Raw genomic sequence first — 22,807 nt, forward strand, 5'->3', positions numbered from 1 at the left:
ACGTCTGAGCAGGACAGTAGCGCGCCCGGCGCACCGGCGAGGACAGTGCCGGACCCACGATAAAGGGGCCGCCTGCCCACCGGTCGAATCCCGTTGGGAGGCAGCCCCGTCCGTGCGAAAGCTACAGACCGCGCACCAGCGAGTAGAGATCGGCGACCCAGAACACCAGCGGAAGCACCGCGGCGACGAAGCCGTACTCGATGAGTTCGGCGGCCCGGCGCATCGGCGGGGTGGCGGACTGGTTGGGCACGATCAGGCCGATGACCAGCGCGGCGACCAGGATCACCAGCGCGGCCCCGAACACGACGAGCGGCTGTTCCATCCCGACCGCGACACCGATCAGCATCAGCAGCACGATCGCCGCACCACCCGCGATCAGCACAACGGCCTGCTCGGCGCCCGCGTACGTGCGGCTGCGGAACATCAGCACCACCGCGCACACCAGCGCAAGCGCGATGCCTGGCCAGTACGGGTCGTCGGCGGACGGGTTGGTCGCGAGCAGCGCGCCGACGACGGTGACCAGCGTGGTCGCGCTGACGAGGCCGGCGAGGTAGTTGCGGGCGCGCTCCGAACGGGCGCGCAGGTTGTCGAGGGTCGGCAGCGCGCGGTGGTCGTCCGGGTCGTCCTCGGTGGGGTCGATCGGGGTGCCGGGGGAGGGGACCGGCGGCAGCGGCAGCTTGGCCAGCAGCATCGAAACACGCGGCGAGAGTGAAAGACCCGCGAGCGCCAGCGCCGCGACGACGGCGCCGATGGCCTTCACCGGCTGATCGGTGAGCAGACCGACCAGCGCGGCGGGAACGACGAACACCGAAATCGCGGCGGCACCGATGAACAGCGCGAGCCCCACCCCGGTCACCCGCCACGCGAGCACCGCAGTCGCACCGAACAGCGCGGCGCCGAGCAACAGGTTCGCCCAGCCGTAGTGGTCGGGCACCAGCATCATGCCGCCGGTGAACGCGGTCGGCAGGGCACACCCGCCGAGGACCAACGCGGCGGAGGTGTCGCCGTACATGCGGCTGAGCACCGTCCCGGCGATCACGCACAGCACCGCGACGAACAGGGCGAGCGACCCGCTCACCCAGAACGGCACACCGTCGGGGGCGGCGAGCAGGCCGAAGCAGCCGACCAGCATCGTGAGCGCGGCGAGCACCGAACCGGTGATGCGCGCGGTCTTGGGGGTCCAGCTGCGGTAGTGCTCGGCGTCGGCGATCGCGACGTTGTACATGATGTCGTCGAACAGCGGCGTCGGCGCGGTGTGCGAGGCGCTCTCGAGCATCAGCAGCTCACCGTCGCGCACGCCGTGTTCACCGAGGCTCAGCGAGTTCGAGAAGGGCGGGTGGCCGATGCGGGCCAGGACCCATTCGGCGGGTTCGTAGCGTTCGCCGTCGTTGTCGAAGTCGTTGGAGCGGCTGTGCGCGGCGACCATGTCGACCACACTCGGGATGACGAGCGCGACCGGAACGTCCACCGGAATCGCCATGTCGACCTGTGTGTGCTTGGCCAGAATCGTCACCCGGGCAAGGTCGGGTGCGCGAACGATTCCGCGCGCGGAATCCTCTTCCACATGATCGAGTCGCGCGTGCGTCAAAACTCCCCCAACTCCGTCTCTACCTCGCGTTTCCGCTCGACCGGTCAGCGGCCGACAGTTTGCGGAACCCACCGTTCGGACAGCAGAATGCCTGACGAACCATACGACATGTCGGCCGCGACCTCTACACTGAGCCCGTCGCGAGGACAGACAGCGAGTAGTCAAGCAGGGGGAGTCTTCGACCATGAGCACAGTCCGGTTCCAGCGCCGTGCCCGGCGCGAGATGCCGCGCACGCCCGGTGGCGAAGTCACCCTCCAGCCGCCGCCCGAGATCCCACGCATCACCCCCGGAAATCTGCTGATGAAGCTGATGCCCGTGGTCATGGTGGTCGGCATGGTCGGCATGATGGCGCTGATGTTCACTCAGGGCAGCGGCATGCTGTCCAACCCGATGTCGATGATGTTCCCGCTGATGATGATCATGTCGATGGTCACCATGTTCGGCCAGGGAAACGGCAAGGGCGCCAAGGCCGCCGAGGCCAACGAGGATCGTAAAGACTACTTGCGCTATCTCGATCAGGTCCGCAAGGACGTCGACGAGACCGCCAAGCAGCAGCGCGCCGCCGTCGAGTGGAGTCACCCCGAGCCCGGCCTGATCTGGATGCTCGCCGGCACCAGCCGCATGTGGGAGCGACGCTCCGGCGACAAGGACTTCTGCCACGCCCGCATCGGCCTGGGCGGTCAGCGCCTCGCGACCCGCCTCGTGGCCCCCGAGACCGGTCCGGTCGAAGAGCTCGAGCCGATCGCGGCGGTCTCCCTCCGTCGTTTCGTCCGCGCCCATTCCACCGTCCCCGATCTGCCGACGGCGATCGCGGTGAAGGGCTTCGGCACCATCGCCCTCGACGGCGACCGCGCCCAGGCCCGCGACATGACGCGCGCGATGTTGTTGCAGCTGTGCATGTTCCAGGCTCCCGACCAGGTGTTGGTCGCGGTGGTGTGTGGGCCCGACACCGCCCGTGAATGGGAATGGACCAAGTGGCTGCCGCACACCCAGCACCCCGAGGTGACCGACGGTGTCGGCACCCAGCGCATGTTCTACGGCTCCATCCGCGAGGCGATGTCGGGCCTGCACCCGCTGCTCGGCAACCGGGTGCGTTACTCGCGTAACCAGCCGAACAACCCGAACATGGTGCACGTGGTCATCGTGGTCGACGGCGGTCTGCTCGAAGCCGAGGACGACCAGCTGCGCGAGTCCGGTTTCGAGGGCGTCACCATCATCGACCTGTGCAATTACGCACCGCGCCTTGCCGTTTCGCGCGGCATCAAGATGGTCGTCGAGAACGGCGAATGCCTCGGCCGCGGTGCCACCGGCAACCAGGAACGCTTCGCCACCATCGACCGCGTCAGCGCCGAGCAGGCCCAGCAGGCCGCCCGCCGCCTCGCCCCCTACCGCGCCGCCACCCAGCGCAGCAGCGATGTGGAGACCGACGAGTCCGAGGCCATCACCAGCTGGGCGCAGCTGATGAACCTCGGCGACATCGGCAACTTCAACCCCGCCAGCGCTTGGCGTCCCCGCTACGGCCGCGAACGACTGCGCGTGCCCTTCGGTCTCGGCGCCGACGGTGCCCCCGTGGAACTCGACATCAAGGAAGCCGCCGAGAACGGCATGGGCCCGCACGGCCTCTGCATCGGCGCCACCGGTTCCGGCAAGTCCGAGTTCCTGCGCACCCTCGTGCTCAGCCTGCTCGCCACCCACTCACCCGACCAGCTCAATCTCGTCCTGGTCGACTTCAAGGGTGGCGCAACCTTCCTCGGCCTCGACGGTGTCCCGCACGTCGCCGCCGTCATCACCAACCTCGAAGACGAGGCCGACCTCGTCGACCGCATGAAGGACGCCCTGGCCGGCGAGATGAACCGCCGCCAGGAAGTCCTGCGTCAGGCGGGCAACTTCGCCAACGTCTCCGAATACGAGAAGGCCCGCGCCGCGGGCGCCGACCTCGACCCACTGCCCGCCCTGTTCGTCGTGCTCGACGAGTTCTCCGAACTCCTCACCCAGCACCCCGATTTCGCCGAACTGTTCGTGATGATCGGCCGCCTCGGCCGCTCGCTGCACGTGCACCTGCTGCTCGCCTCCCAGCGCCTGGAAGAGGGCAAGCTCAAGGGCCTCGAGTCCCACCTGTCCTACCGCATCGGCCTGAAAACCTTCTCCGCCAACGAGTCCCGCCAGGTCCTCGGCGTCCCCGACGCCTACAATCTGCCCAACTCACCCGGTGGCGGTTACCTCAAAGCCGACTCCGGCGAGATCCAGCGCTTCCAGGCCTCCTACGTCTCCGGCCCCTACGTCGGCGGCGGCTCCCAGCGCGAGGTCACCAGCGCGGGCATCGTCGGCGGCGAGATCGACGTCAACGCCCGCCCCTTCAGCGCCACCCACGTCGACTTCCGCACCTCCGACCGCATCCCGCTGCCGGTCGAGGCCGAGTACGAGCCGGAGCCGACGGGCGACGAGAACGACCAGGTATCGAACCTGAACATGCTCGTCTCCCGCATCCAGGGTCATGGGCGGCCCGCCCACGAGATCTGGTTGCCGCCGCTGGACGAGGCGCCGACGTTGGATCAGTTGATTCCGCGGTCGATTCTCACGGGGGAATACTCCGCCGTCGCCACCCTGCGCGCACCCATGGGCCTGGTCGACCGCCCCTACGACCAGCGTCGCGACCCGTTCGTCGTCGACCTGTCGGGTTCGCGCGGCAACGTGGCCGTGGTCGGTGGTCCGCAGTCGGGTAAGTCGACCGCGCTGCGTTCGATGATCATGGCGATGGCGTTGACTCACACCGCGGAGCAGGTGCAGTTCTACTGCCTCGATTTCGGTGGTGGCACGCTGACCGGTCTTACCGGGCTGCCGCACGTGGGCTCGGTCGCCAGCCGTCTCGACGAGAACCTGGTGCGGCGCACGGTTTCGGAGATGACCACCATCGTCCGCACGCGTGAGGCCCGTTTCCGTCAGCTCGGTATCGAGTCGATGGTCGAGTTCCGCCGATTGCGTTCTGTCGACCCGTCGTCGAGCCCTGCCGCCGCGGGCGCGCACGAAGACCCCTTCGGCGATGTCTTCCTGGTGATCGACGGTTTCGGCTCGATCCGCCAGGACTTCGACGCCCTCGAACAGACCATCATGAACATCGCCGTGCAGGGCCTTTCCTACGGTGTGCACGTGGTGATCGCGCTGAACCGCTGGGCCGAGGCCCGTCCCGCGCTCAAGGACCAGATCGGTACCCGCATCGAACTTCGCCTCGGCGACCCGATGGACTCCGACCTCGGGCGCAAGTTCGCTTCCCTGGTGCCTCAGGGCCGTCCGGGCCGAGGAATGACCGCCGAATGCCTGCACATGCTGACCGCGCTGCCGCGCATCGACGGTTCCTCCGATCCTGGGAACCTGGGTCAGGCGGTCGCGGGCGCGGTCGAGACGATCGGCCGGATGACTCCCGGTCGGCGTGCGCCGCAGGTGCGGATGCTGCCCGAGCAGCTGCCGCGCGAACAACTGCTGTACCTGGCGGGCGATTGGCCGTCGCGGGTCGATCGCAGCACCAAGTGCACGCGGATCCCGATCGGCATCAACGAGGCCGAGCTCGCGCCGGTGTTCATCGATTTCGCGGAGAGCCCGCACTTCATCATCATCGGCGACTCCGAGTCGGGTAAGACGACGCTGCTGCGTTCGATCATCGACGGCATCGCCGCGTCCAACACCCCGAACGAGGCCCGATTCATCGTCGGTGACTACCGCCGCTCGATGCTGGGCCTTATCCCGGAGGGCTACCAGGCCGGATACGGTTCCACCGCACCACAATTCACCCAGAACATGGCCGATCTGGCCGCGTATGTCGCCAAACGGACCCCTGGTCCCGAGGTCACACCGCAGCAGTTGCGTGAGCGTTCCTGGTGGAGCGGGCCCGAGCTGTATGTGATCGTCGACGACTACGACCTGGTCGCCACGTCACAGGGCAACCCGGTATCGGCGCTCGTCGAGCACCTGCCGCACGCCCGCGACCTCGGCTTCCACCTCATCATCGCCCGTCGTTCCGGTGGCGCGGGCCGCGCCATGTACGAGGCAACGCTGGCACGGATGAAGGACCTGGGTTCGACCGCGCTCATCATGAGCTGCAGCCGTGACGAAGGCGTCCTGGTCGGTACCACTCGGCCGAGCCCCAAGCCGCCGGGCCGGGGCATGTTCGTCACCCGTAACGGCGAGGGGCTGATCCAGACAGCCTGGATGCCGCAGCCGGAATGACCGTCGTCGAGCTGGTCGTCAGCGAAGCCAAGGTATGGGCGCGTGGTGCCACCACCCACTGGGATGTCGTCCCGTCGATCGTGTTGGGCAGCAACAATTCCGAACTGGTCGTCGGCGAACCGCTGACCCCACCCACCCAGGTGGTGTCGGCGGTGCAGTACCTCGCCTGCGACCGGATCGCTTTGCCGCCGCGTATGCCCTCCGCGGTGCAGGGGTTGTCGGCAGTGCTCGCCGCGATAGTCGACGCCTTGCGGATCCCGGCGGCATGCGATCGTTTCGTCGTCGTTCACCCGACCGCGTGGGGTCAACGCACCCTCGATCTGTTCGCCTCCGCAGCACGGCAGTTCGCGCACGAAGTCGTCTTCGAGTCCTGCGCGGTCCACGCTTCCGCTGTCGATCCGGCAGCCCGTCGTAGTCGCCGCACCGCCGTCGTCGAGTTCGGGCTGTTGTCGACGACGGCATCCACGGTGGGTTACGACGTGAACGGCACCCACGTCGAGGCCGTCGAAGCCGAACCGAACCTCGCCGCTGCGGAATTGGATTCTGAGGAAGGTCGCCGACAGCTTGTCGAGCTGCTGACTCGATTGCTTGCCGACCGGCCCGTCGATGTGGTTCAGGTCTTCGGCGCCACGGGTCCGGCGGTTCGCGACGCGGTGGCGGACGCCGTCGAAAGTGTATGCGGTACAAAGGTTCCGCTGAGCCACTTGACGGGCGCCGATCTCGCCCGGCCCATTCCCACCGGCCCCACCTACACCCCTCGTATCCCACCCGACCCCGCCGCCGAGTGGATGCAACCCCTGCGGGCCAGGGCCGCTGCCACCAACCCGGTCGACCGTCGTCCCTTGTACTTCGGTGCTGCCGCACTGGCCGCCGTCATCGCGGCCGCATCGATCGGCGGTTTCTTCCTTCTCGGCAGCTCAACCGATCAACCAGCCGCCGCCGCTGTCGACCCCACCACGACAACCGTCGTCAGTTCATCGGCCCCGGTCCGTCCCGCAACGACGACGAAGGCGCCCGTGCCTGCCACCGAACAGCTCGGCCGCGTCGAACTGCAAGTCCCGGTCGGTTGGCACCGCGCTCCAGGCACCGACCCCACCCGCGCCGACCTGAGCCCCGACTCTGGCCTCCGTCAACGCATCACGGTCATCCAGAAGCCCCTCACCGCGGGTGCCGGGTATAACGAGGTCGCCGCCGACCTCGAGGCGTTGATCAAGAAGAAGCCCGCCGGGACGGTCTCGGAAGTAAGGCGCGACGTGGTCTTCGCCGGCCGGCCGGGCCTGTCGTACGAAGAACGTCCCGTCGACGGATCCACGGTCCGTTGGCAAGTTCTCGTGGAGCACGGTGTCCAGGTCAGCATCGGCTGCCAGTACACGGCAGGCGGTTGGGAAGGTGTGACGGCGCCTTGCGAGCAGGTGGTCAGTGCCCTCCACATTCGGCCGTGAGTTGGCAGCCGACCGGCACGAACAGCCACGAGGAAGCCGCTACACCTTGGGATACGGGATAAAGGCCGAGGCTGGCGCAAGCGAGTGGGGTTCGGTATCGTGCAAGGCGCAAGCTCATGCCATGGCGGATGAGCAGGGGAGGGGGGTTACCATCATCTCAGTGGGGGCCATCGTTCGCGCACCGGAGAAGGTGCACCGCGGCATGCGTGTTGCCACGAGCCCGTGGCCGTCCTGCTCGTCGCCGCGGATCGAAGAATCTTTGCATCTGATGGAACCGATCCGGCATGGGCGGCGTCTAACCAAGTAGCAGGGTGCAGAGTGCGCCTTGGAGGGAACGTAAGGAGACGTAGGTGAGCACAACAAACGTTGACGTCCTTGGAATCGATAAACAGTCACAGAATTTCGAGCAGGTACACGGCGTCCTGCAGGCTGCGATCAACAATATCGATGACGAGGTTCGCGCGCTGGTTCCCTCCCTCTGGGAAGGTGATGCCGCGAACGCTTTTGTGCGGCTGATGGATCGCTACCAGGAGAAGGCAGCCCGTCAGCAGGCGCTCCTGATGGAGGCCTCGGGTCTGTTGAACTCCTCGTCGAAGAAGTTCGCCGCGAACGACGAAGACGGCTCCTCGAAGCTGTCCGCTGCCGGTAGTTCTCTGGACCTGCCCTGACGACTGGCAATTCAAAACCTTAGGAGTATGGATATGAGCGTCAAGAAGGTTCTGCCGGGAGCAGACACGGCGTCCGAGAACATCCTGGTCAAGGCCAGGGCCATCGAAGCCGACCTCAAGGATTTCAAGGCGGACTTCGACGGCTTTTTCAAGAGCCAAGAGGGTGACATGTCCGGGGCGGCAATGGCTCGCCAGAACGAATGGGACACCATTTCCACGGAGCTCACCAGCATCTTGCAGCAGGCCACCCAGATGGCTCAGGAATGCCACACCGATCTGCGTGCGCTCGACAAGGCGCTGGCCGCGCAGATCGCCGGCTGAGTCGAGCACTCGGTCAGATATCGATGGTGCGATGCCCTTCCGCAATTCTGCGGAAGGGCATCGGCTTTTGTGCTTACTCGGCCAGTAGGCGATATTGCGCTGCAGCGCGCTGATGGGCATCCTGCAGGTTCGTGCCCGGAACTCGGACAACGTACCGTCCCACGGTGAAGCGGCAGTTCGGCGAGATGTTCATGTCCGGATCACCGGTGAAGCAGACGGCGGACGGAAGACCGGGTGGGGGATCGGCCTTCGGGGTTTGATTGGGAGAGATCGCTGTGTCGTCGAAGGCGGACGAGAGTCGTTCTGCCGCTTCTGGATCGCGAGTGCGGTAGACGAAAGCGTCGGCGACTACGACCAGGTCGACTCCGGCATCGGTGTACGCCAGTGCTGTCCGCGCGGGTGTTCGGGACAGCGAGAGCGCAACGTGCGCGGGGTAGATCGTGTGACGGGTCAGGGGCTTGTCGGCGGGGAGGGTTCGGCTGAGGAGACCGTCGATGTCGATTGGTTGTGTCGCTACTTCGCCGACCGGTGTACGTTTGTAGTCTCTGAGGCCTTCTATCTGTGTATCGAAGAATCTCTCGACTATAGCCAGATTATCGGATTCGACGAACGGGCGACTCACATGATCAGTCACCCGGATGTAGAGGACCATATCCTCGTGCGGCAGCCATGTCCGCAACTTCGACGTTTCACCGACCGTCATTTTGGTATACGAGCCTGGATAGTTTTGGACCGTCCGTGTTTCCCCTGCGGACAATCGCGACATCTTTTCCGCAACGCCGCGTGCCTGATCGGGCGTTTCGAACCGTAGGGTGTATGTGTCGATAATCCGACCCATGTTCATTTGGGGTCGACGGGTCGCGAAGTTGTGCCAGCCGGCGACGAGGCCAGGAAACTCGGTATGGAAGTCGGCCCGTTCCAGGCCGAATTCATCGATATATGGCGGTTCCTGAGGGGTGATGATCTGGAATCGTGGGTAGTCCGGCCCGTATGCGAATCGGTCGTCGTATTCGAATGGAATCGGAGAATGCTCGCCTATTCTCACCGATTCGCGGATAGCGCCCGCTGAAGGGGATCGTACTGCTTCCACATCGCGCGGCGAGGTCGGATAGTTTCCCGAGTCGAGCACGCCCGTGTCGACTGTTGTCGAATGTGCCGCGTCCTCGCCGCAACCTGAAATCATGCAGATGGCGGCGAGTGCTGCCGATACGAATGCATGTCGCTTCATTCGAGTCCACACTTCTGTAGAATGATGTATTGCGCTGCCGCGCGCTCCTGTAGATCGCCATCGAAGTTTGCGAACCCGATCGACTTCGCCGTCACAACAGCGACGTACCGGCCGTATACGACTGCGCACATGGAGTTGTGGTCACGGCCGTCGGTGGAATCGAATCGTACGCATTGCGCGTCCGCGATTCCGAGCGGAGGGTCCAATGCCGTGTCGTCCTTGCCTTTCGACGCAAGGTAGGTCTGGAGGAGGAATGCCGCAGCCGTATCCCGAGTTCGGTAGACGGTACTCGCCCGGCGACCGATGAGGTCCACTCCCGCCCGTTCGAACACGGCAGCTGCTTCCGCGGGATTCCGTTCGAAGTGCCGGATCCCCGCAGGTCGGTAGGTGCCATACGTGTCGGAGTACTCAGTGCCGTAGCCCTCGTAGGGCACACTGTCGCGGGCATCGTGATCCATCGCGCGTCGCAGGATGTTCTCGCCGTCGACGGGAACATCGAGAACCTCGTCCAGTGGAACCTGCTTGTGCGCATCGAGGGATCGCTTCTGCGCATTTATGGCACCATCCGAGAGTCGCGAAAGTTCCTCGAGTGATGGTGTGGGAATGCGTGCACTGACCAGGATGGCATAGGGTCCGTGTGCAAACCATGTGTCCCGTCGGGTGCCATCAGTTTCCGTGACAAAAGCATCTGCGGTTTCCCGGACCTGAATGTTCGTCCCGGCACCCAGGCCCGCACTGATCAAATGGAGCTCTCGTGCCGCACGACGGCTCTCCGTCGCGGAATCGAAATGGAATACGGCCAGCGTCATTTCTCGTGGAGTTCGAACGCTGCCGTTTCGCTGGTTCGCGGCAGCCCCTGCTATGAACTTGTAATTGTCGGCGAGGACGGCTCGATGAGATTCGTGTAGCCCCTGGAGCGTCGGCACGCCGTACTCGTCGGCGAAGACCGCCGGCTTTCCCGGTATACGCAGCTCTGGATCTATGTCCACGGGGTTGACGAGATAATTGATCAGGCGGCGGCCTTCTACCAGCCGGACTTGCCTCGGCTCGTCCAGACCTTCTTTGAGCTCGAATGCAGCGGGCTCAGTCTGGAATGGACCGGTCCGCAATGCGCTGACATCGACGGCAGAAGTTCCGGGCTGTGGTGTCCCCGAGACGACCGACCCACATCCGGCACACAGCATGATGGCACCGAGAAGCGCAATCATCCGTCTCTCGCGCCGATAGCTGTAGTTGCTCTGGAAACGCATGTGGCATCAGCTACCTTTCACGGCCGACTGCCAATAGCCTGTACTGGGCAGCGGTCCGCTGGTATAGGTCTTGAATATTGTAGGAGGTGGTGCGCGCGAGATAGCGGTCAAAAGTCACGTAGCATACGGGCGGATGGCTGGTTGCGCTCGCCTTTGGATCTCTTCGGTCGAAGCATTTGGCGCCCGGAAGACTACGTGGCCCTTCGACAGCTTTGAGGACGTCGGTCTGTGGTTCGGTCAGGGCAATCAAGAGGCGCTGGGCGGCATCCGAATCCTTTGCACGGTACACGCGAGCTACCGATCCTTCGTTGGAAACCAAGTCGACGCCGGCGTCGATGAAAGCAGGCTTGGTCGTTCCGGGTCGCTTGTCCCTGATAAGCGAAGCCTGCGCCGGCTCGACCGCACCCTCGGGAAGCGGGCCGACCCAATTGTCGCGGCTGCTTGGCAAGGTTCGGCTCAGCATTTCATCGGTGTCTATCGGCAGCTCGGCCATTTTTTCTTCAGGGGTAGGCGTATAGCTGTCGAGCATTTCGTCTATTTTGATATAGGCCTTCTTTATGAACTCGATCGCTGCAATCGCATCCGGTGGCTCCGTCATCGGATCCTCCAGTCGCACGCCGTACACCATCGCGTCCTGCGACAGCCATGAATCCACGGCATATCCCGCCCAATTGCTGCGCGCACCGGGGAATCCGGGGATTTCTACGCTGCTTCCCGGGTTCTTCTCTTGCTGCTTTTCGGAGATCTGTCGGGCTGCGGTCGCAGCCTCGTCCGCGGTTCCGAAGCGGTACACGTAGATCCACGCCTGGCGTCCGAGGAAGGGCTGGATGCGACGTTCGCCGCTGGTTTTCCAACCCACGATGAGTCCCTTTGTGACTTCGGAGAAGGCTTCTTCGTCGATCTTGGTCATCGAGCCGGGGATTTTCGACGTCGTTCTGACCTGTGGCGTGTTCAACCGTTGGAAGCCGTAGCTCGGGTCGACATCATAGGGGAGCGGCACGGCCGCGCCGAGGCGGATCGCTTCGAGCGCCTCCCCGGTGTCGTCTGCTCTCGCGACGCCAGGGTCGCGGGGTGTCGACTGGTAGTTTCCGGTGTCGAGCTGGTTCAAATCAACTGTGGGTACAGGTTGAACGACGGTGTCGCTCCCGCATGCCGTGACGACAGTGCCGACCGCGACAACGGCTGCGAAGAGGCGGACGTTGAGACGCATACTTCTTCCTCTATTCGCTATTCGTGAGGACGGCGTATTGCGCCGATGCGCGCTCGTGAAGTGCTGGATCAACTGTCAGACCAAGTTTGGACCTCGACACGACGACACCGACATAGCGACCGCGAACTACTGCACAGAGCAGGTCGTACTTGCGAATCGGGTCTGCCTCGTACAGTTGAATACAGCGAGCGTCGGCCAAGCCTGGAGGCCCAGAGATTTCTTTATCGTTCTTGTCGAGACCGACCAGCGCGTTCTGGAGGCGAAACGCGCTCGATAGGTCTTTTGTACGGTAAACGATCCCAGCCCGTCTACCGATCAAATCGACCTCTGCGTCGGCGAAAGCCTGTTGGAGAAGTACGGGATGTCGTTCATAATGCAGGTGGCCAGACGGCTGGTAAACGGAAAAGTCCAGGTTGGAAGAGAACGGGTCGGAGTAGTCCTGGGCTGCAGGAATGGCGCGGCGCATAATGCCGTCTTGGTCGACAGGTCGATCGAGAATATCTTCGAATGGTGTGGGTTTCAGGTCGGCCAATTTTGCGAGCTGCAAATCCAGTGTCTTCTTGAGATCAGCCTTCAACTGGGACTCATTCGGTTTGGGGCCGCCATAGTTCGCGATCAGTAGCAACGGCCCCATCGGGACCGTGGCGATCCCTGCCGACCAGTCTTTCGAGGAAGCACGAGCGGATGGATGCCCGTCGATCGTGAAGATATTGGTCTGCTCTTTCCGGGCGATATCGTTCATCTGCTCAGACGCCTTTTGCGCAGCCTCGTCGGTTGGAAACCTCAGTACGAACAGAAGGATCTTCTCGAGGCTTCGAGGTGTGTCGTTTGTTCTGGCAACGTACGCGCCGGCGAGCAGCTGGTTTTCGATCATTGCCGGACGATATGACTCCGGCATCACCGCCAACGTGAACGGATCATCGGCTGTGGCAAAAGTGTAGACGCCGACGAGCTTACTTATCTCCGGGTTCACATCTGTTGGAGAGACGATGTAATTCAGCATCCGCTTGGATTCGAGCCTGCGTACGTCTGCGGGCGTCGAGAAGTCATCGAAGCGATAGGCTGTAGCGTCCGGTGAGAAAGCGCCTAACTCGAGCTTTGTGATGTCGACAACCGACATACCGGGCAGCGCAGTTCCGGCTGTCTCCGACCCACAGCTGGTAGCGGCGACGATACCGGCTGCCGCCACCGCCAGCAGTCGTGCTTTCAACCTCATAGAACCCCCCTACGCTCTGAGACCACCTAATAGAGTGGCGTGGCGGCGATGTTCAGATTTCTCGCAATCGCTGCCCTGGAATTATGAATTGGCATGCTAGCCGATCGCCTTGTCAATTTCTGGGACCAGCTTATCGATGAGAATCTTTTGTGACTGGGCGCTCCAGACCTGGAAGGCTTGGACGGTGGCCGGATCATCGATGATGACAGTTTTTCCGTTGCCGCTGGTGAGCGAATACGGCAGACCCCGGAACCCGCCGTTTCCGGCTTGACTGTCGGTGCGGAAAATCAGCACGATGTCGGTGCTGTTCTTCACGTTGTAGTCGCCCACGGAGAGGGCCCTCGGCGACTTTTCGTCGCCGACGGCTTTGAACTCCGAGTTGTAATCGAAGTCCAGGTCCCGCAGGAACTTCCACTGGTCACTCGGGTTGAGAACGACCGAGAGACTGGAGTTGCCGAAGTTGTAGGCCGTGATGGTTTTTCCGCTGAACTCGGGGTTCTGGGCCCTGGCTTCGCTCATCGGATCGCCGGCGGTCTGTGTGCCGTCCGGTCGGGTCAGCACGAACACGCCGGTTCCGACCAGTGCCGCGACGATTAGCGCAATCAAGCCGGGCAGCAAGAACTTTCGCGCTCGATTCGGAGAGCGCAATGATTGCGGGTTGCGTGCGGTGACGATGTCGCTTTCCGGGACACTGCCGTGGTAGCCGGTGCTCGTAGCGATAGGGCGGCTGGGATCGGTGGCCCACCGTTGCTGGCCGACCGGTTCGGTGGCGATGGTCCTGGGCCCGGTGGTGTGAGCAGTAGGCATGCTCGGCGTCGTGAGGAAGCCTTGCGAGGCAGGGGCCTGCATAGGGGCGCCGAAGAGGGCGGTGTGGGCGTCCTGGACGAATTCGCGGCAAGTGTTGTAGCGCTGGGCGGGGTCCTTGGCCATCACCTTGGCGATGACGTGGTCGATCGCGGGCGGGAGGTCGGGGCGGACGGCGGTCGGCCGGGGCGGTGGTTCGTGCAGGTGGCCCATCATGACCATGGCCGACACTGTTGCCGGGTAAGGGTTTTGGCCGGTGAGGAGTTTGTAGAGGGAGCAGCCGAGGCTGTAGATGTCGGCGCGGTGGTCGAGTTTGGAACCCATCAGCTGCTCGGGGGGAGCGTAGGCGATGGTGGCCATGATGTTGCCGGTGGACGTGAGTTCCTGGCCGTCGTCCGACGACTTCGCGACGCCGAAATCGGTGAGCAGCACACGCTCCTCGTCACCGTCCTCGGCGGCGGCGATGAGGAAGTTGGCCGGCTTGATGTCGCGGTGCAGTAGCCCGCGGCGGTGGGCGTAGTCCAGACCCTTGCCGACTTCGCCGATGATGCGCAGCGCGCGGTGGGCGGGCATCCGCGCCGGGCCCTTCGCGACCTCGGCCGAGGCGTCGGTTCCGTCGATGTACTGCATGGCGATCCATAGCTGACCGTCCTCGTCACCGCGGTTGTACACCGCGACGATATTGGGATGGTCCAGGCCGGCCGCCAGGTTCGCCTCACGTTCGAAGCGGGCGCGGAACTCGGAGTCGGTCGACAAGTCGCCGCTGAGCACCTTGAGGGCGTCGCGGCGTGGCAGGCTGGGGTTCTGGGCGAGGTAGACGGTGCCCATGCCACCGGCACCGAGGACCTTGATCACTCGGTAGCCACCTACAATTGCGCCGGGCCGCAAGGCCATTCGCATCTCCTCATCCTTCGCGCGCCCCGCAGTGCACGTGCCAACCAGGGCAATCTAACAGGTGTCGCGTTACCGCACCGTCCACGCATTCATCAGCTGAAACCGTGCAGGAGCTTGTACTGGGCGGCCAGCTGTTGCTGGGCGTCCTGCAGATTCATGCTCTCGGATTTGATGACATACCGACCGATGGTCGTGATGCACATCGGCGGTGCGTCGGAGGCATATTTCACCTCGGGCTTGGCGTTGTAGCACTCCGCGCCTGGCATATCGGCCGGCCCGTCCACCTTCATGTGGTCCTCGGTCGTCGAATCGGTTGCTTCGGCGACCATGTACCTGATGGCGGCATCGGCGTCACGCGCACGGAACACCGATCCGCCGGCGAAGCCGGCGTAATCGATACCCGCATCGGTGATGGCGGCTATCAGCTTGTCGCGGCGCGAGCCAGCCAGATGCAGGACTGCCTGTACCGGGAATGCCGCGCCCTCGCTTTCTTTCGTTTTCGCCGGAAGAGTGTGGGCGAGGAGGCCGTCGACATCGAGCGGTAGTTTCCCGAAATCGGCTACCGGCGTGGGTGTGTACGACTCGAGCAGTTCGAGTTGCTTGTCGAAGAAGCGTTTCACGATGTCAGCATCGGCCGCCGGGTCGAACGGAACGCTGATGGGGTCGGACAGACTCGCGTGGATGAGCAGGTCACCCCGGAGTAGCCAAGCGCGCAGGTACTGGGTCGTGTACGCACCCTTGTTGATATCGACACGGGTCTGGACTTCTGGATGATCGGGAATCACGGGTCCCGGCGCGCCCTTGGTTCGCTTGGCGATTTCATCGGCGGCGAAGCGGGCCTGATCGGTGGTTTCATAACGCACGACCATGGTGTCGATCTCGCGACCGGCGCTGAACTCTTCGCGTCGTTGCCCGGCGGTCTCCCATCCCGCGACCACACCGGGAATGGCGGCCAAAGTGTCTTTGCCGTTCTCGAAATCGGTACCGGGATACCAAGGCGGAGCTTCGACCGTAATGGCGTGGCCGGGGCGCGCGGCATAGACGAATCGCTGATCGTAGTCGTAGGGCGTCGGCGAGGCGGCGGCGATCCGGATGGATTCACGCAGTGCGCCGGACTGTGCGGTGCGGGTGGTCTCGACATCCAGGGGTGCGGTCGGGTAATTGCCGGAATCCAGCTTCGCCACATCCACCTGGGGTGCGGCCGGTGCGGTCGGTTCCGGATCGTCACCACAGCCGCTGAGGACGAGAGCGAGGGCGACAAAAGTACTGTAGGCGCGGATCTTTCGCATAGTCGTCTACTCGCTCTTCTCGAAGATCAGATACTGCGCGGCGGTCCGCTCCTGCAACACCGGATCGGCCTGCAGTGCGGTGCGAGACGCAGTCGCCATCGCCATCACCACCGCGACGTAACGGCCGTGTACCAGCACACAGAAGCCGTTGTAGCCACGGTTGGGGTCGGTATCCGAGAGCCGCACGCACTGGGCGTCGGCAATGCCGGGCGGCGGATCCAGCACGGCGTCCTCTTTGCCACGTCGGGCCAGCGCGGTCTGTAGCAGGAACGCGGACTCGACGTCGCGCGTGCGGTAAACGGTGCTGTAGCGGCGGCCGACCAAATCGACACCCGCCGCTTCGAATGCCTTGCGGGTCTCGAGAGTATGGCGTTCGTAGTGCAAGATGCCCGAGGGTTGGAAGGTGCCGAAATCTTCCTGATGGAAACTCATGCCGAACGGGTCACCGGCCGGCGATTTGCCCATGGTCCGGCGCATGATGCCGTCTTGATCCAACGGTAGGTCGAGCAGGTCGTCGGCAGGAACCGGCTTGTAGGAGTCCAGCGCTTTGATCTGGGCGTCCAGCACCTTCTGGATCTTCTGCGGCAAGGCGGTGCGGTCCGGTTGGGGCTGCTGGATCGAGGTGACAACCACGAACGGGCCGTGCGCCTGGAACGCATTGACGCTTGCCGTCCCGATGGTGCCGTTGGCCTGGGGGTAGCCCGGAATTTCGATCGGCTGGCGGGGTGGCTCCCCTCGCGTACTCACTTCGAACATCCCGGTGGAGACGTTCTTGGCATTCTCGGCTGTACCGAAATGCAGCACGCCCACATACATCGACTCGGTGGCGCGAGCACTGCCGTTGGTCCGAACTGTCGACACCCCGGACACCAGGTCGTTCTGGTCGACGATCGCGTTGAAAGTGCTCGGCAGTCCGCCGGTCTTCGACATCTCGGACGAATCGGCGAAGATCCGGGTGTGGTCCAGTTCGGTGAGGCTCGGCATGAAATCGATCGGGTGGACGAGAAGATTCAGCAGCTGCCGACCCTCGATCAACCTGATGCGTTGTGCCGTATGCGAGCTGAAATTGAGTTCGAAGGGAGTGGGCTCGACGACCTGGGCGCCGGTCTTCAACGCGGCTATGTCGACGGGGGTGACGCCTGGCTTGGCCTGACCGGAAACCGTTGAAGCACAACCTGATCCAAGAGTCAGTACGGTGAGCAGCCCGATAAGCCGCAGGGAATTCTTCATCGCGGATTCCTTATCGAGCGGCCAGCAGAATGTACTGCGCGGTCGTCTGCTGGTGCAGGTCCTGCAGGTTCTTGTTGCGAACCTGCACGGCGTAGCGGTCCACCTGCAGGTAGCAGATGTGGTCGACGGGTTTCACCTGGCCCTCGGAGTCTTTGTAGGTATTGGCGAAACACTTGACGGGCACGGGAAGCTTTTCGGGCGTTTCGACCTCTTGCTTGTCGTCCGCCGGGGCAATCGCCTCCTGGTACATGCCATTCGCGCCTGCCGCTGTGGTCGAACGGAAGATGACGGCCTCGCCGAAGGTGATGAGGTCGATCTGATGCTCGGCAAAATCGGCCAGCACATCCGGTGACGGTTCGGCGAACAAGCTCAATGCGCCGCGGCCGGTGGAATACCCGTCGGGCTGCGCGCGTACGGGTGCGCCGGGATCCGAGGGCAGGGTGCGGCCGAGCAGTCCGGTGGGGTCGAGCGGGACGTGCTCTAGTTTGTCCGAGGGCGTCGGCACGAACTTGTCGAGCAGGGGGATCTGCACCTCGAGTGTCTTCTCCACCTGGCTCGTGAGCCACGGCAGGTCCGGTGCCCGCGTCTCGTCGTCGATCTTCATGAAGATGACGTAGCGGTCGTGCACGGTCCACGAACCGATCGAGGACACCGACGGGCGCCAATGCGCGAAAGTCTTGGGGTACTTGGTGATCGGCACCTTCACGTTCTCGGCGTTGAAGGTGAAGTCGTCGTGCTCGAGCGTCGGTCCCACGGACTCCGCGGTTTTCGCGTCGGGGAACATCAGCACCGAGAGATGCAGCTTGCGCGACTTGTTCTCGGCGTCGAGTGCGGTGGCCCACGAGTTCAGCCAGCCGGCGACGAGGTCTTCGGCGACCTCGTCGAAGGTGTCGTTGACGATGAGCCCGCCGAGACCCTTGCGGTTCAGCACGATTTGAGTGCTGGGAACGAACGAATCGAATCGCGCGTCACGGACGTACGCGGGATCGACCTCGAACGGGACTGCCACGTAGTCCGCTAGACGCTGAGCCTCCCACGCGCGTGCCTGGGTCAGACTCTTGGCGTTGCCGACCACCCGAGGTTCGGTCTGGTAGTTGCCGAAGTCGAGACCCGAGGTGTCAGGCGCCTCGCGTGTCGCTGAGCCGGACACCTGCCCGCCGCACCCGGCGACGGTGGCAGTGATGACGCCGGCGACTGCCGCCTGAACTGCGAAACGGGTTATCGATGCGCCACGGCAGAACCTCACGCCTCCCCCTCCAACTAACTCTTCGATCCGATCGTGAGCTCGTCGGCCCACCTCGTCCCCGGTGATCTGGTTCGCGGGCATAGTAGCGCACCGACGGTTATGACTTCCTTGTCAGACGCTGGGCTCACTGGTATCCGGCAAGAAGCTTGTACTGAGCGGCGAGGCGCTGATGAGCGTCCTGTGGATTCGCTCCGACCGACCCGATAACGTATCGGCCCACTGTGGTCAGACAAGTCGGCGGCAGAGCAATGGCCATCGCTTTACCAGGTTTGGCTTTGTAACACCGCGCGCCGGGCATTTCGGCAGGTGCGTCCATCGGTTCGTACCTGGCGTCGATGTCGGCGGCCTCTGCCGCCAGGTACCGGACCGCTGCGGCCGCGTCACGTGTGCGATACACCGAGCCGCCTGCGGCAGCGGCGTAGTCGACGCCGGCGTCATCGAAGGCAGGCATCATTCTGTCGGGTCGATTTGCCAGGTGCAGCAGGGCCTGCCTGGGATATACGCGGCCGACTGCGAGTCCATTCTCGGCGGGCAGGGTACGGGTGAGCAAACCGTCCACGTCCAAGGGGGCCTTGTCGATCTCGGCCACGGGGGTGGGGGAGTAGGACTCGAGCATGGCCAATTGCTTGTCGAAGAAGCGTTTGACGATGTCGGCGTTGGCTGCCGCGTCGAAGGGCACACTGACCGGGTCGCTCAGAGCGGCGTGGATGAGCAGGTCGCCGCGAACCAGCCACGCGCGCATGTATTGAGTACTGAACGAGTCCTTCGTGATCGCGACCCGTACCTGCGCATCCGGGTAGCCGGGCACTTCTCCTGGGACACCGTTCGTGCGCTTGGCCAATTCCTCGTAGGCGAACCGCGCGTGGTCGTCGTCGGTGTACCGGACCACCATCGTGTCGATTTCGCGGCCGGTATAGATGTGGGCACGGCGGGAGGCGGCGGTCTGCCAGCCCGCTACCACACCGGGGATGGCGTCGAGTGTTTCCTCGGCGCCCTTGAAGTCGGTCCCCGGGTACCACGGTGGTTTGCCTGTGGTGATTTCGCGGCTCACCCGCAGCCGGTTGTAGACGAATCGGTGGTCGTAGTCGTATGGCATCGGCGACGCGGCACCGATCATGATGGATTCTCGAACGGCCCCTGAAAGGGGCTGTCTCGTCGCCTCCACATCGACCGGCGTCGTCGGATAGTTCCCGGAGTTCAGCTTGCTGATATCCACTTCGGGTGCGGTCGGAGCAAGGGGCTCCGATGAGCCTCCACAGGCGCTCGAGAGGATAATCAGGGCCGAAAAGGCGCTGTACGCGCGGAGCTTTCGCATATTCATCACTCGCTCTTCGCCAGAATCGCGTACTGCGCGGCTGTGCGTTCCTGCAATGTCGGATCTAACGGCTGCGTGCTGTTCAACTGGGATGCCTGAGACATCACCACGGCGACATACCGTTCGTACACCAGGACGCAGAAACCGTTGTAGTTGCGATTCTTGTCGGGTTCGGCCAATCGCACGCATTGAGCATCTGCGATGCCAGGCGGCGGCTCGAGAACGGTGTCGTGCTTGCCGCGCCGAGCGAGCGCGGTTTGCAGCAAGAAGGCGGATTCGACATCCCTGGCTCGGTAGACCGTGCTGTAGCGGCGTCCGATGAGATCGACCCCCGCGTCTTCCAGCGCTTTGCGGGTTTCGTGGGGGTTGCGCTCGTAATGCAGGATCCCGGACGGGAGGAATATGCCGAAATCCTCGTTGTGGAAGCCCATCTGAAAAGGGTCTCCCACCGGGGACTTGCTCATCGTGCGCCGAACCATGCCATCCTGGTCGAGTGGCAGATCGAGCAGGTCGTCCGCAGCGACGGCCTGGAACTTGTCCAGCGCCTCGATCTGCTTGTCGAGCACGTTCTTGATCATGTCGGCCGTTGAGTTGCGGTCTGCTACCGGCTGCATCGCGGTGACGATCACGAATCGGCCGTGCGGCTGGAAGGCGTTGACGCTGCTGTCCGAAGCAGAGCCGTGCGCGCCCGGGTAGCTCGGAATCGCCACCGGCTGCCGAGAGTCCTCCTGCGTGAGTCCAACGGCGTACATCGCGGCGGCGGCCGCGACGGCGTTCTGCTCTGTGCCGAATTCCAGGATCCCGACGAACAGGGATTCGAAGTCACGGCTGCTGCCGTTCGTTCGTGTTGTGCAGACGCCGGCGACCAGATCATTGGTGGTGACAGCATCTTTGAACTTCTCTGGAAGTCCACCGGTCTTGGTCATCTCTTCGGCGTCGGCGAAGATCTTGGTGTAGCTCAACTCGGTCAGGGTCGGCACGAAGTCGGTCGGGTGGACCAGGACGTTGAGGAGCCGCCGCCCTTCGATCAGCCTGACCCGCTGTGCGGCGTGCGAGCTGAAGTTCAGTTCGAAGTCGGTCGGTTCGGTGACCATCGCGCCCGTTTGCAGGGCCGCGAGGTCGACCGGTGTCATCCTCGGCGTGGCTTGGCCGGATACTGTTGCCGCGCAACCGGATCCGAGCACCAGGACCGCCGTCAACGCAGCGAATCGCTTGAGCCGCATGCTCCCCCTCCAACCGATCACCGCGTATCGCGGCGTACAACCGGTCGACAGGCTACCGCGTCTGCGGCCGACAGCTACTTCACCCGGTTTTTCAGGATGGGGACGAGGCGGGAGAGGAGGGTTTGGTCGGAGGTGGTGGTCCAGGAGCGGATGGCGGTGACGGTGAGGGGGTCGTCGATGGGGATGACGGTGGCTCGGGAGCCGGTGAGTTGGTAGGGGAGGCCGAGGAGGCCGCCGCCGCCTGCTTTTTCGTCGCTGCGGACCGCGAGGATGTAGCTGTCGTCGGGGGTGTCGAAGCGGGCGGTGGTGCTGGTGACTGGGCGGGGGGAGGGTTCTTCGCCGGTTTTCGTGTAGTTGAAGTTGTAGACGAAGCCGAGGTCTTCGAAGAATTTCGTGGGGAGGGTGCCGCCGAGGTAGGTGGCGAGTTTGCCGTCGGCGGCCACGTCGACCATGAGGACGGTTTTGCCTGTGAAGGCGGGGTTGTCCTTGCGGGCTTGTTCCAGCGGGGTCAGGGCGGCGGTGGTGCTGGGCGCGGGGCCGGGCGGGGTGGATTCGCCGCTCGAGGCCCAGATACCGATGCCGGCGGCGACCGCGATGACGGCCACTACCGACGCGCCCGCGAGCAGCAGTTTGTTCTTGGATTTCGCGGGGGCGGGAGCGACGGCGCCGGTCGGCGTGGGTGACCACTGTTGCGGCACCTGCACGGGGTAGGTGGGGGCGGTGTGGTGGCCGGTGGGGTGCGAACCGGGGACCAGGGCGGCGGTCGCGGCGTCGGTGAATTCGCGGCAGGTGCCGAACCGCTCGTTCGGGTTCTTGGCCATGGCGCGGGCGATGACGTGGTCGATCGCGGGCGGCAGACCGGGGCGCACCGCGGTCGGCCGCGGCGGCGGTTCGTGCAGGTGACCCATCATCACCATGGCCGGTTGCGTTGCGGGGAACGGGTTTCGGCCGGTGAGGAGCTTGAAGAACGAGCAGGCGAGACTGTAGACGTCGGCGCGGTGATCGAGGTGCGCACCCGACAGCTGCTCCGGTGGCGCGTAGGCGATGGTGGCGAGGAAGTTGCCGGTCTGGGTGAGTTCGGAGGCGTCGTCGGTCGACTTCGCGACGCCGAAGTCGGTGAGCAGGACGCGCTCTTCGTCGCCGTAGCTGCTCGACAGCAGGAAGTTCGCGGGTTTGACATCGCGATGGAGCAGGCCGCGCCGGTGCGCGAAATCCAGGCCCTTGCCGACCTCGGTGGTGATACGCAGGGCGCGCAGCGGGGTCATGGCCTGCGGGTCGCGGGCGAGTTCGGCGGCGGCGTCGGTGCCCTCGACGAATTGCATGGCGATCCACAGCTGGCCGTGTTCCTCGCCGCGGTTGAAGACCGAGACGATATTCGGATGATCCAGTCCGGCAGCCAGATTCGCCTCCCGCTCGAAGCGGGCACGGAACTCGGGGTCGTTGCTGAGTTCGGCGCTGAGAATCTTCAGGGCGTCGGTGCGGGGCAGGCTGGGGTGGGCCGCGAGATAGACCGAGCCCATCCCGCCCGCGCCGAGCTTCCGGATGATCCGGTACCCGCCGACGATGGTGCCGGGGCTCATCGCCATATCTCACGATCTCCTGACTCGGTGCATCCTGTCCCGCTCGGGCCGGAGCATAGCGAAACGGGCGTGGGCGGGGCG

16 protein-coding genes are annotated in these 22,807 nt (G+C 64.1%); 4 read left to right on the forward strand and 12 right to left on the reverse strand.

Annotated features, from left to right (window positions below):
- Positions 1-121: 121 nt before the first annotated feature.
- Positions 122-1,588 carry a type VII secretion integral membrane protein EccD gene (eccD, locus tag LDL21_RS24670; RefSeq protein WP_181700682.1) on the reverse strand — a complete coding sequence of 489 codons (1,467 nt, stop codon included), beginning with the start codon at positions 1,586-1,588 and terminating at the stop codon, positions 122-124.
- Between the two features lie 184 nt (positions 1,589-1,772).
- Here eccD and eccCa point away from each other — a divergent pair, with 184 nt between their 5' ends.
- The 4 genes from eccCa (at position 1,773) to LDL21_RS24690 (ending at position 8,241) form a co-directional block, all read left to right on the forward strand.
- Positions 1,773-5,810 carry a type VII secretion protein EccCa gene (gene eccCa / locus LDL21_RS24675; RefSeq protein WP_225281952.1) on the forward strand — a complete coding sequence of 1,346 codons (4,038 nt, stop codon included), beginning with the start codon at positions 1,773-1,775 and terminating at the stop codon, positions 5,808-5,810.
- Complete coding sequence (locus LDL21_RS24680) at positions 5,807-7,252, forward strand: type VII secretion-associated protein (RefSeq protein WP_225281953.1); 1,446 nt, start codon at positions 5,807-5,809, stop codon at positions 7,250-7,252. The genes eccCa and LDL21_RS24680 overlap by 4 nt, the downstream gene beginning before the upstream one ends.
- A gap of 350 nt (positions 7,253-7,602) precedes the next feature.
- Positions 7,603-7,920 carry a WXG100 family type VII secretion target gene (locus LDL21_RS24685; RefSeq protein ID WP_067490968.1) on the forward strand — a complete coding sequence of 106 codons (318 nt, stop codon included), beginning with the start codon at positions 7,603-7,605 and terminating at the stop codon, positions 7,918-7,920.
- A 33-nt stretch (positions 7,921-7,953) separates the two neighbouring features.
- A complete protein-coding gene (locus LDL21_RS24690; RefSeq protein ID WP_133733972.1) occupies positions 7,954-8,241 on the forward strand; it encodes a hypothetical protein in 288 nt (95 codons plus the stop codon).
- 73 nt (positions 8,242-8,314) lie between these two features.
- Here the strand turns inward: LDL21_RS24690 and LDL21_RS24695 are convergent, their stop codons facing one another.
- The 11 genes from LDL21_RS24695 to LDL21_RS24745 form a co-directional block, all read right to left on the reverse strand.
- The gene (locus LDL21_RS24695; RefSeq protein WP_225281954.1) at positions 8,315-9,469 is read right to left on the reverse strand and encodes a DUF7373 family lipoprotein; all 1,155 of its coding nucleotides are present in this window, start codon (positions 9,467-9,469) and stop codon (positions 8,315-8,317) included.
- The gene (locus LDL21_RS24700; protein WP_225281955.1) at positions 9,466-10,719 is read right to left on the reverse strand and encodes a DUF7373 family lipoprotein; all 1,254 of its coding nucleotides are present in this window, start codon (positions 10,717-10,719) and stop codon (positions 9,466-9,468) included. The genes LDL21_RS24695 and LDL21_RS24700 overlap by 4 nt, the downstream gene beginning before the upstream one ends.
- A 10-nt stretch (positions 10,720-10,729) precedes the next feature.
- The gene (locus LDL21_RS24705; RefSeq protein WP_225281956.1) at positions 10,730-11,929 is read right to left on the reverse strand and encodes a DUF7373 family lipoprotein; all 1,200 of its coding nucleotides are present in this window, start codon (positions 11,927-11,929) and stop codon (positions 10,730-10,732) included.
- 10 nt (positions 11,930-11,939) lie between these two features.
- Positions 11,940-13,145 carry a DUF7373 family lipoprotein gene (locus LDL21_RS24710; protein WP_225281957.1) on the reverse strand — a complete coding sequence of 402 codons (1,206 nt, stop codon included), beginning with the start codon at positions 13,143-13,145 and terminating at the stop codon, positions 11,940-11,942.
- Positions 13,146-13,241: 96 nt separating this feature from the next.
- Positions 13,242-14,804, reverse strand: a complete 1,563-nt coding sequence (locus LDL21_RS24715; protein ID WP_372462222.1) for a serine/threonine-protein kinase — start codon at positions 14,802-14,804, stop codon at positions 13,242-13,244.
- Positions 14,805-14,935: 131 nt separating this feature from the next.
- The gene (locus LDL21_RS24720) at positions 14,936-16,132 is read right to left on the reverse strand and encodes a DUF7373 family lipoprotein (RefSeq protein ID WP_225281958.1); all 1,197 of its coding nucleotides are present in this window, start codon (positions 16,130-16,132) and stop codon (positions 14,936-14,938) included.
- A gap of 6 nt (positions 16,133-16,138) precedes the next feature.
- Entirely contained in the window at positions 16,139-17,362 is a 1,224-nt protein-coding gene (locus LDL21_RS24725) for a DUF7373 family lipoprotein (RefSeq protein WP_225281959.1), read from the reverse strand.
- A 10-nt stretch (positions 17,363-17,372) separates the two neighbouring features.
- Complete coding sequence (locus tag LDL21_RS24730; RefSeq protein ID WP_220139712.1) at positions 17,373-18,512, reverse strand: DUF7373 family lipoprotein; 1,140 nt, start codon at positions 18,510-18,512, stop codon at positions 17,373-17,375.
- A gap of 220 nt (positions 18,513-18,732) precedes the next feature.
- On the reverse strand, positions 18,733-19,929 hold the full coding sequence (locus LDL21_RS24735) for a DUF7373 family lipoprotein (RefSeq protein WP_225281960.1): 1,197 nt from the start codon (positions 19,927-19,929) through the stop codon (positions 18,733-18,735).
- Positions 19,929-21,146 (reverse strand): DUF7373 family lipoprotein, encoded by a 1,218-nt coding sequence (locus LDL21_RS24740; protein ID WP_225281961.1) that lies wholly within the window; start codon positions 21,144-21,146, stop codon positions 19,929-19,931. The genes LDL21_RS24735 and LDL21_RS24740 overlap by 1 nt, the downstream gene beginning before the upstream one ends.
- Before the next feature lie 74 nt (positions 21,147-21,220).
- Positions 21,221-22,732 (reverse strand): serine/threonine-protein kinase, encoded by a 1,512-nt coding sequence (locus LDL21_RS24745; RefSeq protein ID WP_225281962.1) that lies wholly within the window; start codon positions 22,730-22,732, stop codon positions 21,221-21,223.
- Positions 22,733-22,807: the final 75 nt, after the last annotated feature.

It is taken from the genome of Nocardia rosealba, from assembly GCF_020216065.1.
Taxonomy (GTDB): Bacteria; Actinomycetota; Actinomycetes; order Mycobacteriales; family Mycobacteriaceae; genus Nocardia; species Nocardia rosealba.

Bases quoted from the DNA above. Each gene is read 5' to 3' on its own strand.
- eccCa (WP_225281952.1), top strand. From the start codon at position 1,773: ATGAGCACAGTCCGGTTCCAGCGCCGTGCCCGGCGCGAGATGCCGCGC.
- LDL21_RS24680 (WP_225281953.1), top strand. From the start codon at position 5,807: ATGACCGTCGTCGAGCTGGTCGTCAGCGAAGCCAAGGTATGGGCGCGT.
- LDL21_RS24690 (WP_133733972.1), top strand. From the start codon at position 7,954: ATGAGCGTCAAGAAGGTTCTGCCGGGAGCAGACACGGCGTCCGAGAAC.
- LDL21_RS24695 (WP_225281954.1), bottom strand. From the start codon at position 9,469: ATGAAGCGACATGCATTCGTATCGGCAGCACTCGCCGCCATCTGCATG.
- LDL21_RS24700 (WP_225281955.1), bottom strand. From the start codon at position 10,719: ATGCGTTTCCAGAGCAACTACAGCTATCGGCGCGAGAGACGGATGATT.
- LDL21_RS24705 (WP_225281956.1), bottom strand. From the start codon at position 11,929: ATGCGTCTCAACGTCCGCCTCTTCGCAGCCGTTGTCGCGGTCGGCACT.
- LDL21_RS24710 (WP_225281957.1), bottom strand. From the start codon at position 13,145: ATGAGGTTGAAAGCACGACTGCTGGCGGTGGCGGCAGCCGGTATCGTC.
- LDL21_RS24720 (WP_225281958.1), bottom strand. From the start codon at position 16,132: ATGCGAAAGATCCGCGCCTACAGTACTTTTGTCGCCCTCGCTCTCGTC.
- LDL21_RS24725 (WP_225281959.1), bottom strand. From the start codon at position 17,362: ATGAAGAATTCCCTGCGGCTTATCGGGCTGCTCACCGTACTGACTCTT.
- LDL21_RS24735 (WP_225281960.1), bottom strand. From the start codon at position 19,929: ATGAATATGCGAAAGCTCCGCGCGTACAGCGCCTTTTCGGCCCTGATT.
- LDL21_RS24740 (WP_225281961.1), bottom strand. From the start codon at position 21,146: ATGCGGCTCAAGCGATTCGCTGCGTTGACGGCGGTCCTGGTGCTCGGA.
- LDL21_RS24745 (WP_225281962.1), bottom strand. From the start codon at position 22,732: ATGGCGATGAGCCCCGGCACCATCGTCGGCGGGTACCGGATCATCCGG.